This window comes from Desulfitispora alkaliphila, from assembly GCF_050433185.1.
GTDB classification, from domain to species: domain Bacteria; phylum Bacillota; class Desulfitisporia; order Desulfitisporales; family Desulfitisporaceae; genus Desulfitispora; species Desulfitispora alkaliphila.
On sequence record NZ_JBNPXS010000018.1, the window covers coordinates 43,501 to 57,059 of the forward strand.

Genomic DNA, 13,559 nt, shown 5'->3' on the forward strand with positions numbered 1-13,559 from the left:
TTTTTAAATTTTATTTTTTATTCTAATTTTAACCGCATTGGCATGGGCAGTTAAACCTTCTCGCTCTGCCAGAACTATTGCCTGTTCCCCCTTTTGTCTTAAAGCTTCTTTTGAATAGGATATAACACTGCTCTTTTTCATAAAGGTATCCACATTTAAGGGCGAATAAAACTTTGCTGTACCACCTGTTGGCAAAACGTGATTAGGCCCAGCTATATAGTCACCGATTGGCTCAGGGGAGTTTTCTCCCAAGAAAATTGCCCCAGCATTTTCAACTTTACCTAAGTTGCCAAATGGATCTTTTATCAAAAGTTCCAGGTGTTCAGGTGCTAAGATATTTGCTATTTTAAATGACTCATCTAAATCCTCAGTTAATACAATTGCTCCCCTATCTGCCAGAGACTGATGAGCTATCTCCTTTCGGGAAAGCTGGTCTAGTTGTAATTTAAGCTCTTCCTGTACCTTAGCTACAAGTTCTTTAGCCGGTGTTACCAGAATAGCTGCAGCCAAGGGGTCGTGTTCCGCTTGAGATAACAAATCGGCAGCCACATATTTGGGGCTTGCTTCCTTATCAGCAACTATTACTATCTCACTTGGGCCGGCTAACATATCTATCTCAACAATCCCGTAGACTTTTTTCTTGGCCAAAGTCACGTATATATTTCCCGGACCTGTAATCAAATCCACCTTACTTACACTTTCCGTTCCATAAGCTAAAGCGGCAATAGCCTGAGCTCCACCCATCTTATAAATTTCAGTTACACCAGCTTCTTTAGCTGCTACTAAGGTATAAGGGTTAACACTACTGCTATTTTTCTCTGGCGGAGTCACCATTACAATTTCCTGAACTCCTGCTACTTTTGCTGGAACCGCGTTCATAATAACCGAAGATGGATAACTAGCACTTCCTCCTGGCACATAGATCCCTGCCCTGCTAATGGGCCTAAAAATCTGTCCCATTATAGTTCCATCTGCCTCAGGCTCTAGCCAAGAGTTACGCAATTGTTTTTTATGGAACGCTGTAATACTCGAAACAGCTTCTCTAATTGCCCCTAAGAACTTCTCATCTACATACTCATAAGCCTGTTGAAACTCTTCCTGACTTACTTTAAAGTTCTTTTGGTTAATTATACTTCCATCAAATTTTTCAGTAAGCTGAAAAACCGCATTGTCACCTTGAGCTTTAACCGCCTTTAACACTTCATCCACACTTTGCTCATATTGATCATAATCTTCGTTATATGCTAAAAGCTCTTCTACTCTGTCATCGCTTGCGGCCAGTACTTTAATCATTTTTATTACTCTCCCTTTTATCCATATATTCTTTTATTTTAGCCACCAAGGGTTGGATGCGCTGATATTTCATTCTACTACTGGCCCTGTTAGCTATTAACCTGGTAGTTGAACTAAATATTTCAGCTACAGGAACTAAATCATTTTCCTTTAGAGTTTTTCCTGTAGACACAATATCAACTATTAAATCAGATAAACCTACTACAGGAGCTAACTCTATATTGCCGTGAAGTTTGATTATCTCCATCTGCATTCCTTTTTCCTTAAAGAAATCTGCAGCTACTTTTGGAAATTTAGTGGCTACCCGGCCATAGTTATAGCTTTTAAGATCAGGATTCTTTTCAATTTTTGCTTTTGGTGCTGCTACTACAAAACGGCAGTAGCCAAATTCCAAGTCAACTAACTCGCTTACATCCTTAGCCTGCTCTACTATTGTGTCTTTTCCCACCATTCCCAAGTCTGCTGCCCCATATTCCACAAAGGTTGGGATATCAGTGGGTCTACATATCATATATCTCACTTGAGTATCATCATCTTGAAATACAAGTTTTCGAGAATCTCCATCTAATAAGAACTCTACTGGCAATCCAGCTGCCGCTAACACCTCTATTGCAGGCTTAAAAAGTTTCCCCTTCGGTAAGGCAATTGTCAACAATTTCATCACCCTTTCTCCACTCCTAATATATTTAAAAGAAATACTTAAAGGCCAAGGCCTTTAAGTATTAGATACTCAATCTAATTCCACTTTTACTCTTTCACCTTTTTTTCTCATTTCCATAGCCTTCTGAATTAGTTCAGTATAATCTGTTCCCTTGAGAACCTGAATTTTCTCCTGGCAGTCATCTCCGCTGTTTCCTTTTGCAAGAAAGATGCGCTCAAGTCCCACTGCAAAACCTGTAGCAGGCTGAGACATTCCGAACTTTCCTAACAAGTTGTCATACCTGCCACCACCGCAAATGGGAAACCCTAATCCCTCAGTGTATCCTTCGAAAACAACTCCCGTATAATAATCGAAGCCTCTGAGTACACCAAAATCAACCATTACTTTGTCCGTTACTTTGTAAGCTTCTAGAATATTGAATATTTCTCGCAGGTTTTTTAGAGCTTTATCTGTCTTGTCATTGATATTAGCTTTTTCTGCAAGATCAATAACTTCCCTGTTGCCATGCAACTCAGGTAAGAGGAGGATATATTCTTGTTCTTGTGAGGATATATTTAGATTATATACTAATTTTTCTAACCCCACTAAATCCTTTTTACCTATTGCCTTTTTTATAGCTTTTATATCTTCCTCAGGTAAATTCAACTGCTCCATTATTCCATTGAAAAGTTGGATTTGCCCAACTCCAATCTTAAAATTCTTTAAACCTGCAACTTCCAAGCAGCTAGCTGCTAGGGCTATTATTTCAGCATCTGCTGCAGGGCCTTGATTACCAATCAACTCAGCTCCAGCTTGGTAGAATTCTCGTTGCCTACCAGCTTGAGGGTTTTCATATTTAAATACATTTGCCAGATAAAATAGTCTTTGAGGAAACTTCTCTTCATTTAGTCTAGTTGTCACTAACCTAGCAATAGGTGTAGTCATATCAGGTCTTAGGGCTAATATCTTTCCGTCTCTGTCAAAAAACTTATACATTTGCTGACTAACATCTTCTCCAGTATCTGTAACTAGTGACTTGTCATATTCAAAGGTTGGAGTTACAACTTCGTCATACCCCCAACTGGAGAACACTTGCGCAAATTCATTTTCTAGCTTTCGCTTTTTCTTTGCTTCCCAGGGCAGCAGATCCTTGACACCTGGTGGCACTTCAACTCCTACTTCTCCGCTCATTTTACCCCTCCATTACTTTAACTTGTTAAAGCGTTATTATGATAAATATATCACCTTTGCAGTACCCTGTCAACTGATTATTTGTTTTCTTTGTCTTTTAGCTTTGATAAAACAAGCTTGTATCCATCTTCTCCGTAGTTCAAGCAACGTTTAACCCTACTAATAGTTGCTGTACTTGCACCTGTTGTTTCTGCTATTTCAGTATATGTACAATCTCGCTCCAGCATTTTTGCCACTTCCAACCGCTGACCCAGTGCTTTAAGTTCACTTATAGTTGCTATATCTTCAAAAAACCGATAACACTCTTCTTCGCTTTCTAATAGCATAATAGCTTCAAAAAGCGAATCTATAAATTCACCTTTAAGTTTACTCTTATATGTCACAGAAAAACACCTCCTAAATTTAATACTTTAATTCTGTAAAGAGATAAAAAATCCTGCATAATATATATTATACCCATTAAAATCCAGTTAATATTTATTACATTAACCCTTGACTTTTGGTTGCCTTTAATGCTAATATTATAATTAAATTAAAAAGCGCTTTACAACTCTTATCAAGAGTAGGCTGAGGGACTGGCCCGATGACGCCCGGCAACCGATCTAACATAGACACGGTGCCAATTCCTGCAGGAATTATATTTCCTGGCAGATAAGGGATTTGGTTGTATTGATCACACAACCTCTCTATCTGCTTGGATAGGGAGGTTTTTTTATGATTAAATTAGAACAAGTTAGTAAGGTTTACACTGCAAAAAAGAACACTGTACAAGCCCTAAACCAAGTTAATTTAAGCATTGATAAGGGCACCATTTATGGCATTATGGGTCTTAGCGGTGCTGGCAAAAGCACTTTAATTAGATGTATTAACTTATTAGAAAAACCCAATTCTGGAAGAGTTCTAATAGATAACTGTGACCTCACAAAACTAGATGATAAAGCACTTCGCGAAGCGAGAAAAAAAATAGGCATGATTTTTCAGCACTTTAATTTGCTTTCTTCACGTACAGTTTACGAAAACGTAGCTTTCCCTCTAGAAATAGCTGGGCTATCAAAAGAAGAAATAAAAACTAGCGTTGATGAGCTCTTAAGTCTTGTAGGATTAAGTGAAAAATCTTCTTCCTATCCCAGTGAGTTAAGTGGTGGACAGAAGCAACGAGTAGGTATCGCTAGAGCTTTAGCTAATGAACCTAAGGTATTATTATGTGATGAAGCTACATCTGCGTTAGATCCAGAAACAACTCAATCAATCTTGAGTTTATTAAAAGATATAAACAAGAAATTTGGTTTAACTATTGTCATCATTACTCATGAAATGCACGTTATTAAGGATATTTGTGACCGAGTAGCAATAATTGACAATGGCCACATTGTAGAAGAAGCTGCGGTCTTAAAGGTTTTCACAGAACCCCAAACTGAGGTTGCTAAAAAATTTGTTAAAACCTTTTATCATTACTGTGGTCTTGACTTCAAGGAGGGTTCATAATGAGTTTTGATACTATAGTGCAAATAATGTTGACTGGAACCTGGGAAACTATTCTAATGGTAGGAGTATCCGTCATTCTATCTCACTTAGTCGGGGTACCACTAGGAGTTATTGTTGTTATTACAAGGAAGGGGCACATATTAGAAAACAAATTGATAAATAGCTTGCTAGGAGCAGTAGTTAATCTAGGGCGTTCAGTACCCTTTATTATACTATTAGTTGCCCTTATCCCCTTTACTCAGTTGTTAATGGGTACTTTCATCGGAATCAAGGGGGTTATTGTTCCTTTAACTATAGCCGCTATCCCCTTTGTTGCTAGAATGGTAGAAACTTCCCTCTTGGAAGTACCAAAGGGTCTTATAGAGGCAGCCCAGGCAATGGGAGCAACTCCACTGCAAATTATATTTAAGGTACTGCTTCCGGAGTCCTTATCCTCTTTAATTTTAGGGGCTACCATTACTACAGTGAACCTAATTGGCTACTCAGCCATGGCAGGGTTTGTGGGAGGTGGAGGCTTAGGCGATATAGGAATAAGATATGGATATTACCGCTACGATTCAACAATTATGCTGATTACAGTAGTCTTATTAGTGATTATGGTTCAAGGAATTCAGCTTATAGGTGAAAAAACTGCAACATCCCTAAACAAAAAATAATAATTGGAGGTTTTTATAATGATAAACAAGAAACTCGTACTTATCCTTATTTCTGTTGCTTTACTTTTCGGTATTGTAGGCTGTAGCTCATCAGGTGATGACAACGATTTAGAAACACTGACAATTGGTGCAACTCCAGTTCCTCACGCTCAATTGTTAAACGAAATTAAGCCTTTACTAGCTGAAAATGGTATTGAACTGAGAGTTCAAGAATATACAGATTATATTACTCCGAATATTGCACTTTCTTCTGGTGAAATAGACGCTAACTACTTTCAAACTATGTCTTATTTACAGAATGAAAATGAAACCAGAGATTTGGGTATTATTGGATTTATAAATGTTCATTTTGAAGCTATGGGAGTTTACTCTAAGACAGTTGATGATTTAGACGCTTTACCTAACGGTGCTACAGTAGCTATTCCCAATGATGTTACAAATGGGTCTAGAGCATTATTCTTGTTACAACAAGCAGGCCTTATTACTATTGAAGATGGAATTGGCATAACTGAAGCTACTGTTTATACAATTGCTGATAACCCATTAAATTTAAATTTTGTAGAATTGGAAGCGGCACAACTACCTAGAGCTTTAGATGATGTGGAGCTTTCCGTTATCAATGGCAACTACGCTCTAGAGGCAGGACTTGATGTAGCTAATAACGCTCTTTATTTCGAAGATAACTCCTCAAATAAAGACCATCGCTATACAAATGTAGTTGCTATTAAAGAAGGCAATGAAACTGAGAAAAAAATCCAGCTATTAAATGAAGTCCTTACTTCTGATGCTGTAAGAGAGCTAATAGAAGAAACATGGCAAGGTGTTGTAGTTCCAACATTCTAGTAAAAAAATAAATCCTCGACTTCTATGAGCCGAGGATTTTTATTTAATTTTTATTTGGTTTGGGTATCACTTTCTAAACGCTTTACCACATAAAAAGCTACATAACCCATTATAAGTGCATTTGTTGCAATTACTAATCCTAGCAGATCAATCTACCCCCTTTGTTATTTACAGCATTTGTTAACATATAGAAAATAATAACATACATTTGTATTATATGCAATATCCTTACAATTTAATCAAAAAGTCCTCGACCTATCGCCAATATTACCGATACATTATATACCGAATGAATAGCAATAGGTACTATCAAATTGCCACTTACCTCATAACTCCACCCTAACAAAATGCTAATGCAAAAAGCCGCAATCCCATAAGGCAGCAATTCTTTTTTAAACCAATAGTGTACAATTCCAAACAACAAGCTGGTAATAAAGATACCCAGTATTGGTTGTAGTGCACCTCTAAATAAGATTTCTTCTGCAATTCCTGCTGTAATACCCATAATTAAAAGCTCTGATGTAGAAAAACTCTTGAGCATCGGCATTACTTGTCGCTGCCCCCACGCCCGAAAGCTAGGTAATTTCAGATAAAGCAGATAAACAAGCACAAAAACGCCAAATCCAGCAAAAGTCCCTATAAAATAATTCTTCACTTGACTCAGCCCAATTATTGTGTTTTCGAATATGTTTGCTCCAAAAGCAAAATAATATATAAGCTGTGCTGCAGCTATTAATATTGCCTGAAATAAAACTGCAGTAACTATTAAATTATTTCTCATGTATCATCCCTCTATTCAGTAGCATACTAAAGATAGTATTTTATATACCATTTGCTTTATCTAAGGAGGTCAATACTTTGTTTCCACTTAGGGATAGCATCGCTTCAGAGTCAACGCCTTATGTGACAATTTCTTTAATCGTTATAAATGTTATAGTTTTTATCTTCCAGTTTACCTTATCTGAGAATCAACTTCACAATTTAATAAATCTTTTCGGAGTGGTACCTGCTGATTTCACAGGGATATCTATTTTTCAGATATTACTGGGAGGCCTTTTCCCCTTTATTTCACTTTTCACTGCTATGTTTCTACACGGAGGCATTATTCACCTGTTTGGAAATATGATTTATTTGTGGGTATTTGGTGATAATATTGAAGATCGAATAGGACATCTAGGCTTTTTAGTCTTTTACCTCACAGCAGGAGTTGCCGGAAGCTTTTTTCATATTCTGACCAATCCCACTTCAACAGTTCCAACTATTGGTGCTAGTGGGGCAGTTGCAGGTGTCCTCGGTGCTTACTTTCTATTGTACCCTAAAGCCAAGGTACAAGCTTTGGTATTTTTAGGCTTTATTTTTACAGTCACTAGAATTAGAGCTGTATACTTTTTATTCCTATGGTTTGTTCTTCAATTTATTAATGTGTTAAGCTCTACCCAGGGAACACAACCAGTAGCCTGGTGGGCTCATATTGGAGGTTTTGCAGTGGGAGCTATGATAGCATTCCGCTACATGCAACAAGTTAGAGTTAGGTGAATACAAAAAAACTGTGGTCAATTATTACAGTCAACCACAGTTTATAGTACTTATATCGCTGCTATCCTGCTTCCCATTGTTTTAAACTGAGAAATACGCTGCAAATAGTGTTTTATTTCATAGGGATATAGTTTTAGTTCCTTTTTAGCAGTTATAATTCTTTTTTGGAAATCTCTCTGAATTCTCCTCAAATCCTCCGCATCTGATAGTAAAAACTTCTGATTTTCTATAATCAATAAGTTGTTTCCTAGAAAAAGTTTTGCATCACACTTAACACCGTTATTCCTTCTCTTTACTTTAAACTTTATGTATGTTTTCCCGTTGTGTTTGTCTGTGTCAAAGTAGTTTGTAATATTCAAAAGACGTACTCCCCCTTAGTTTTTATTGCTCCTATTGGTGATTTAATAATTAATTATGTCTAGAGTTTCCCTCCTTTGTGGCAAAAGGAAAACAGATTAATGCAGCCATACACATGTATATAGCCTTAATCTGTTTCTTTTGATATTTTGGCAACTGGCTGTCTTAGTCATTTACGACGTTAGACCCTATAGTTTTGCGTCACTGCCTTTCAACAGTTTTGCCTTTGACAGAATATTAATTTGCCACTTTCATTTTAACCAATATTTAGATTAATTTCAACTTTTTTTTAGCCCTTAGCTTTAAAAATTAATGCGGCTATGAACGAGAATATAATAGCTGCAGATATACCTGCACTGGTCACTTCAAATATTCCAGTAATTACTCCCACTAGTCCATGCATTTCAGCTTCACTTAGCGCTCCTTTGACAAGTGAGTTCCCAAAGCTAGTAATGGGAATTGTGGCACCAGCACCAGCAAACTTTATTAAAGGTTCATAGAGACCTAAGCCTCCTAGGATTACTCCTGCAACCACTAGTGTAGTTAATGTGTGAGCTGGGGTTAATCTAAAAACATCTAGCATCACCTGTCCGATTACACAAATTGCTCCTCCCACAACAAAAGCCCAGAAAAATTGTTCCATATTAATTCACCTCTTAATCCATTTCTATAGAGACTGCATGAGCAATACAAGGAATACTCTCTTTTTGCTGATAGGATAATGGAGATAAGAGCGCTCCCGTGGCGACCACCAGTATCCGCTTTACTTTTCCAGTTTTTAACCATTCCATAAAATGTCCATAGGTAACCACTGCCGCTGAGGCACACCCACTGGCTCCCGCAAACACAGGCTGATCCTCTCTGTATATTAGTGTCCCACAGTCGGTAAACTGATCTTCAGGAAGTGGTGTCCCACTTTCTGCTAATAAATCGGCACAAATCTTGTGCCCAACTCTTCCCAAGTCTCCTGTAGCTATCACATCATAGTGACTAGGGTCAAGGCCTGTTTCTCTAAAGTGTGCTTGGATGGTTTCAGCCGCTGCAGGAGCCATTGCCGACCCCATATTAAAGGGGTCCTTTAATCCCATATCTACAATTCTTCCGATAGTAGCTTTTGTAACCCTTGGTCCATCGCCTTCAGGAGCAACAAGTGCCGCGCCGGCCCCAGTAACAGTCCACTGTGCGGTCGGGGGTTTTTGCCCCCCGTACTCTGTAGGGTAGCGAAATTGCTTTTCCACTGAACTATTGTGGCTAGACGTACCAGTGATTGCATACCTTGCAGCTCCACTTTCCACAAACTGAGCTGCCACGGCTAACCCTAACATAGATGTTGAACAGGCTCCAAAAATACCAACGTAGGGTATTTCCAGGGTTCTAGCTGCGAAACTACTACTTATAATCTGATTCATTAGGTCCCCACCAATAAAAAAATTCACATCTTGCTTTTTTACTCCAGCCTTATCCAAAGCCTTTTGACAAGCATCTTCTAGCATTAACTTTTCAGCCTTTTCAAAACTCTTTTGGTCCATCCAGATATTGTCATATAATATATCAAAACTGTCGCTTAGGTTTCCTTTCCCTTCAAAAGGGCCTCCCACAACACCTGTACTGACAATTACCGGTTTAGAAGGAAACTGCCACGTACTATGACCGACTAAAATATCTGCTGTCATTAGGCTCCCCCCAGTCCTTGGAAAATAGTAACTAAAATAGCCATTACAAAGGCTGCGAAAACTCCGTAGACAATAACGGGTCCGGCTATTTTGAACATATTCCCGCCAACCCCAAGCACATAGCCTTCAGTTCTGTGCTCAATAGCTGCAGATGCCATAGCATTAGCAAAACCCGTAACAGGAACTGCCGTTCCCGCTCCAGCCCATTGGGCCACATGATCATAAACTCCTAGACCAGTAAGCATTACTGCAATGAATATAACTGTTGCTGCAGTAGGGTTTCCTGCTGTTTGCTCAGTAAATTTAAAGTACTCTATATAAAACATCTGGATTCCCTGACCAAATACACATATTGTTCCTCCTACCCAAAAGGCATTGAAACAGTTTTTCAGTACAGGTCGTTTGGGTTCTCTAACTTTTGCGAACTTCTGATACTGTTGTTGAGTTGACGTTAAATTCTTTTTATTTTTATTGGCCACTAGATTCACCCCATTACCTTAACAAGTATGGCTTAATATCTTCAATAATTTTTTCAAGTCTTTCCGCTTCTTCATGATACATTTTTTTTGCGTCAAGATTATCGGTTTCTAAGGAAAAGCTAACAAGACTAGCCTGAGCCTGCTTCAATGTGGCATAAAGCATTTCTTTAACTTGAGGCTTAGGTAACTTAATCTGATCATCAAACAAATCTACATACAGTTCTCCATAGGCATCTACCTGGGCTAACAGCACATTATCAATGGTAACTCCCAGTTTATCCAACTGCTCATTGAGCCAACTCCTGGTTAAACCCCGAGCCCTTAGACCTTTATCTACAACACTTCCATCAATTATTACTGCCTGTGGCTCAGTTTGAGGAGCTACCTGTATGCCCAAGTGTTTTGGTGTAAGTGGTTTTTTTTCAGATTTTACTAACGCATTTACATCTCCTGTTGGCTCTAACACAGCAAACTCCACATCTGCCACATTAAAAATATTCTTAGCTCTCAGTTTTTCTAGAAGCATCTGGGGAGTCATCTTAGATTTTGCTAGGTTATCTTCCAGTACCCTGCCCTGCTTGATAATAACAGTTTCACTACCAGCAACCAGTTGCCTGAAATAAGGATACTTGGCTAATGCATAACTATAAGCCACTAAACCTGCTCCCCACAAGATAATTGCCACTAATCCAGCCTCTACAGGTATAGCCCCAACTGCTAACATACCAGCTATTATAGCTATGGCAGCAAAAGATATAAATTCAAAGGTAGTTGCATTGCTAATCGGGCGATTACCTACTATGACAGTCCCTAAAAACAAGAGAATTATAACACCCACTGTTTGAATTAAGACTAGAGTTATATTTTCCACTTTTATCTCCCCTTTAATGACCTTTATACTGTGGCTCTTCTAATTCAATCTCAGCTACCCTGCCCTCAAGCTTGCTGATAATTTGTCCAAGCACTGTATGGGCCTCTCTGAAGCAAAGTTTTGCCTCTTCTTCACTACTCTGGAGAGAATAAATCCCTAATGTTCCATGGGCAACTTTCAAGCTACTAACCGTTTGTTTTACTTTGTCCCCTGAGGTCAATTTGTAATCCTCCCTTTGATTTACTCAATATGCTTATCTTTTCTATTTCCGCACCTTTTCATACAAGCTAGTTGTAGAAATTTTCTTCGAACCTTTTTTTAATCTCATACTCAGTATAACCAGCTCCTAAGAGGGCAATTAATTTGATTCGAGCTTTTTTTGGCGGGAGCCCATCCCCAAAAATAACTCCTATATTTATCAGGTCTACTTCTGCACCTCTATATCCATAGGTGGATGTAAGCAGTCTGCCGCGGCAACTACTAGACAAAACTACTGGAATCCTTTTGTTGATTGCTCTACTGATGCTTTTCATCCATTCAGGGGGCACGTGCCCTCCACCTAATGCTTCTAAAACTATTCCTCTTGCTCCCCTCTCCACAAGTTCATCTAATAAATAGCCATTACTACCCAGATTAACATTCAAAATAAACACTTGGTCATGCAACTCTCCTCCCGGATATTCTTCAACAATAACTGGCTTCCTGTACCAGTAAACATTGCCGTTACTCACAACTCCTAGTGGTCCAAACTCCCTGGAACTAAAGCTATCAACTCGAGTAGTATGGGTTTTCTCTACATCTCTGGCACTATGAATTTCTCCGTTAAAAACTACAACTACTCCTTGTTCCCCTCCCAAAGAAGAACTTGCAACTCTTACTGCATCAGCAAAATTGACTGGCCCATCGGGACTTGGCATTGAGGGGTGCCTTTGTGCCCCTGTGAGGACAACTGGCTTTCCTTGTTTCCGTGATGTCAAATCTAATAAATAGGCTACTTCCTCCATGGTGTCCGTTCCATGAGTTATTACAACCCCATCAATATTGGTTTCACATTGGGCAGTTACCAACTCACTCAGCTCTGCTATGTCTCCTATTGACATTTGAGGACTGGGCTTGTTTCTCCAATTTATCCAAGTTAAGTCTGCCTCTTTTTCTATGCCCGGAACTGTCATTACAATATCTTCAGCTTTTAGCTGGGGTGTAGCCAGTTCATCATCAGCACCTGTCATGGCAATCGTCCCCCCAGCAGTTATCACTACTACCTTGCGCATCAATACACCCTCTTTCTCATTCGACATTGATTGTAAAAAATAGTATAATATAACCATCTCAAATGGAGGTGTTAGCGTGAAAAGAAAAGACAATACCAACTACATCATAGGAGGTATGCTCCTGTTTATCTTTCTTATTTTTGCAGTAATGATCAGTGCAACTATAAGTAAAGATGATCCTCCTTCTGAACGACCTTACGGCATGGGAGATATCAATCAAATTTTACAAGATATAAACAGTGCTGAAAGCTACTTGCAGGATAATCCTGCAGACTCTGAAGTGCTTGAAGTTTTAGGTAATCTATATTATGGTGCTGGATATGCATATAAGTATGACTCTGAAGATCAACATAAGGCCAGCCACTACTTTGAACATGCTATTGCATACTATCAGCAAGTATTAGAAGAAGACCCAAATAATATTAATGTACGAATTGATATGGCTACCGTTGCATTTTGGTCAGAGGATTATGCATTTGCTAAAAAGCACTTTTTAAAGGGTATTGAAAGTCACCCTGAATATTTAAACGCAAGAATTAATTACGGAGTTTTTCTTGCTCAAGCCCTAGAGGAATACAAAGAAGCCATGAAACAGTGGCAGATTGCTAAAGAACTTGACCCTGCCAATAGCGAAAAGTACGAGGACTGGATTGAAAGTGTTCGCCTGGCAGCGGAAAATTAAAGAAATAAAGAGCGGTATATATTTACCGCTCTATTCTCCAATTACTAGGTTCCTCCACAACCTCTAACTTATGGATAAATAGTAGCAGCCCTAAGGTATCATGCTCAGTAGCTTGTCCCCATGTTTTAACAAAAAAACCACTCTCTTCTGCTTGTAGTTGTTCTAAGCCTGCTTTTACTACTGTATCTGCTGCGATGGCTATTACAGATGTTCCCCCCTCTTTAGTCTCTAACTCTAATCCCGATTGTTTCATTATCCTGTTATAAGAAACATCCACTACCCTGGCCACATCAAAGCTGGCAAATTCCCCAGACCCTCCTCTATTGACTAGAGAAGTAACATTTTCATGAGGGTTTGGTTCACAAGCACATAACTGCAGCACCAGTATTAGCGCAAAGCTGAGCACTAATATTTTCTTCATGTGTGACATCCTTTCTATTCTATTTCAGTTCTAACATCCATTATTTCCATATTAGGGATTTCAATGCATCGAGTAGGAGGTAGATAATTATTTTATCTACCGTCCTCTCACACCACCAAGCATACCGTTCGGTACTTGGCGGTTCATTAAGTTAATTGCAT

General features: G+C 38.7%; 17 protein-coding genes, 1 pseudogene and 2 riboswitches. Of the genes and pseudogenes, 5 read left to right on the forward strand and 13 right to left on the reverse strand.

Features of this window, described 5'->3' with window-relative positions; genetic code table 11:
• Positions 1-3 precede the first annotated feature (3 nt).
• The 4 genes from hisD to GGQ84_RS08220 all read right to left on the reverse strand — a co-directional run bounded on the left by hisD (position 4) and on the right by GGQ84_RS08220 (position 3,507).
• A complete protein-coding gene (hisD, locus tag GGQ84_RS08205; RefSeq protein ID WP_429161573.1) occupies positions 4-1,293 on the reverse strand; it encodes a histidinol dehydrogenase in 1,290 nt (429 codons plus the stop codon).
• Complete coding sequence (hisG, locus tag GGQ84_RS08210; RefSeq protein WP_429161602.1) at positions 1,286-1,954, reverse strand: ATP phosphoribosyltransferase; 669 nt, start codon at positions 1,952-1,954, stop codon at positions 1,286-1,288. The genes hisD and hisG overlap by 8 nt, the downstream gene beginning before the upstream one ends.
• Positions 1,955-2,023: 69 nt before the next feature.
• A complete protein-coding gene (hisZ, locus tag GGQ84_RS08215) occupies positions 2,024-3,124 on the reverse strand; it encodes an ATP phosphoribosyltransferase regulatory subunit (RefSeq protein WP_429161575.1) in 1,101 nt (366 codons plus the stop codon).
• Positions 3,125-3,201: 77 nt separating this feature from the next.
• Complete coding sequence (locus tag GGQ84_RS08220; protein ID WP_429161577.1) at positions 3,202-3,507, reverse strand: YerC/YecD family TrpR-related protein; 306 nt, start codon at positions 3,505-3,507, stop codon at positions 3,202-3,204.
• Between the two features lie 167 nt (positions 3,508-3,674).
• Positions 3,675-3,782, forward strand: a riboswitch (SAM riboswitch).
• Positions 3,783-3,838: 56 nt separating this feature from the next.
• Here GGQ84_RS08220 and GGQ84_RS08225 point away from each other — a divergent pair.
• From GGQ84_RS08225 to GGQ84_RS08235, 3 genes and pseudogenes are all read left to right on the forward strand, one after another.
• Positions 3,839-4,567: pseudogene (locus GGQ84_RS08225) on the forward strand (methionine ABC transporter ATP-binding protein); the annotation flags it as partial.
• Positions 4,568-4,608: 41 nt separating this feature from the next.
• A complete protein-coding gene (locus GGQ84_RS08230) occupies positions 4,609-5,265 on the forward strand; it encodes a methionine ABC transporter permease (protein WP_429161578.1) in 657 nt (218 codons plus the stop codon).
• Between the two features lie 18 nt (positions 5,266-5,283).
• A complete protein-coding gene (locus tag GGQ84_RS08235; protein WP_429161580.1) occupies positions 5,284-6,108 on the forward strand; it encodes a MetQ/NlpA family ABC transporter substrate-binding protein in 825 nt (274 codons plus the stop codon).
• Between the two features lie 235 nt (positions 6,109-6,343).
• Here GGQ84_RS08235 and GGQ84_RS08240 read toward each other — a convergent pair whose 3' ends face one another.
• Positions 6,344-6,889, reverse strand: a complete 546-nt coding sequence (locus GGQ84_RS08240; protein WP_429161582.1) for a CPBP family intramembrane glutamic endopeptidase — start codon at positions 6,887-6,889, stop codon at positions 6,344-6,346.
• Between the two features lie 77 nt (positions 6,890-6,966).
• Between GGQ84_RS08240 and GGQ84_RS08245 the strand changes: the two genes are divergently transcribed.
• Complete coding sequence (locus tag GGQ84_RS08245; RefSeq protein WP_429161584.1) at positions 6,967-7,644, forward strand: rhomboid family intramembrane serine protease; 678 nt, start codon at positions 6,967-6,969, stop codon at positions 7,642-7,644.
• 50 nt (positions 7,645-7,694) lie between these two features.
• On the opposite strand, the gene GGQ84_RS08250 is transcribed toward GGQ84_RS08245, so the two are convergent.
• The 7 genes from GGQ84_RS08250 to GGQ84_RS08280 form a co-directional block, all read right to left on the reverse strand.
• Entirely contained in the window at positions 7,695-8,003 is a 309-nt protein-coding gene (locus GGQ84_RS08250; RefSeq protein ID WP_429161586.1) for a hypothetical protein, read from the reverse strand.
• Between the two features lie 146 nt (positions 8,004-8,149).
• Positions 8,150-8,236: riboswitch (cyclic di-GMP riboswitch) on the reverse strand.
• Between the two features lie 54 nt (positions 8,237-8,290).
• Complete coding sequence (gene spoVAE / locus GGQ84_RS08255) at positions 8,291-8,644, reverse strand: stage V sporulation protein AE (RefSeq protein WP_429161587.1); 354 nt, start codon at positions 8,642-8,644, stop codon at positions 8,291-8,293.
• Between the two features lie 13 nt (positions 8,645-8,657).
• Entirely contained in the window at positions 8,658-9,662 is a 1,005-nt protein-coding gene (gene spoVAD, locus GGQ84_RS08260; RefSeq protein ID WP_429161604.1) for a stage V sporulation protein AD, read from the reverse strand.
• Positions 9,663-9,673: 11 nt separating this feature from the next.
• Positions 9,674-10,153 carry a stage V sporulation protein AC gene (gene spoVAC, locus GGQ84_RS08265; protein WP_429161589.1) on the reverse strand — a complete coding sequence of 160 codons (480 nt, stop codon included), beginning with the start codon at positions 10,151-10,153 and terminating at the stop codon, positions 9,674-9,676.
• Positions 10,154-10,166: 13 nt separating this feature from the next.
• The gene (locus GGQ84_RS08270) at positions 10,167-11,024 is read right to left on the reverse strand and encodes a DUF421 domain-containing protein (protein ID WP_429161591.1); all 858 of its coding nucleotides are present in this window, start codon (positions 11,022-11,024) and stop codon (positions 10,167-10,169) included.
• A 13-nt stretch (positions 11,025-11,037) separates the two neighbouring features.
• Positions 11,038-11,244 (reverse strand): DUF1657 domain-containing protein, encoded by a 207-nt coding sequence (locus GGQ84_RS08275; RefSeq protein ID WP_429161593.1) that lies wholly within the window; start codon positions 11,242-11,244, stop codon positions 11,038-11,040.
• 67 nt (positions 11,245-11,311) lie between these two features.
• On the reverse strand, positions 11,312-12,295 hold the full coding sequence (locus GGQ84_RS08280) for an asparaginase (RefSeq protein ID WP_429161595.1): 984 nt from the start codon (positions 12,293-12,295) through the stop codon (positions 11,312-11,314).
• 76 nt (positions 12,296-12,371) lie between these two features.
• Between GGQ84_RS08280 and GGQ84_RS08285 the strand changes: the two genes are divergently transcribed.
• On the forward strand, positions 12,372-12,977 hold the full coding sequence (locus tag GGQ84_RS08285) for a tetratricopeptide repeat protein (RefSeq protein ID WP_429161596.1): 606 nt from the start codon (positions 12,372-12,374) through the stop codon (positions 12,975-12,977).
• 22 nt (positions 12,978-12,999) lie between these two features.
• Here GGQ84_RS08285 and GGQ84_RS08290 read toward each other — a convergent pair whose 3' ends face one another.
• Entirely contained in the window at positions 13,000-13,398 is a 399-nt protein-coding gene (locus GGQ84_RS08290; protein ID WP_429161598.1) for a hypothetical protein, read from the reverse strand.
• Positions 13,399-13,559 lie beyond the last annotated feature (161 nt).

Coding starts and splice junctions, on each gene's coding strand:
- hisD (WP_429161573.1), bottom strand. CDS start 1,293: ATGATTAAAGTACTGGCCGCAAGCGATGACAGAGTAGAAGAGCTTTTA.
- hisG (WP_429161602.1), bottom strand. CDS start 1,954: ATGAAATTGTTGACAATTGCCTTACCGAAGGGGAAACTTTTTAAGCCT.
- hisZ (WP_429161575.1), bottom strand. CDS start 3,124: ATGAGCGGAGAAGTAGGAGTTGAAGTGCCACCAGGTGTCAAGGATCTG.
- GGQ84_RS08230 (WP_429161578.1), top strand. CDS start 4,609: ATGAGTTTTGATACTATAGTGCAAATAATGTTGACTGGAACCTGGGAA.
- GGQ84_RS08235 (WP_429161580.1), top strand. CDS start 5,284: ATGATAAACAAGAAACTCGTACTTATCCTTATTTCTGTTGCTTTACTT.
- GGQ84_RS08240 (WP_429161582.1), bottom strand. CDS start 6,889: ATGAGAAATAATTTAATAGTTACTGCAGTTTTATTTCAGGCAATATTA.
- spoVAE (WP_429161587.1), bottom strand. CDS start 8,644: ATGGAACAATTTTTCTGGGCTTTTGTTGTGGGAGGAGCAATTTGTGTA.
- GGQ84_RS08280 (WP_429161595.1), bottom strand. CDS start 12,295: ATGCGCAAGGTAGTAGTGATAACTGCTGGGGGGACGATTGCCATGACA.
- GGQ84_RS08290 (WP_429161598.1), bottom strand. CDS start 13,398: ATGAAGAAAATATTAGTGCTCAGCTTTGCGCTAATACTGGTGCTGCAG.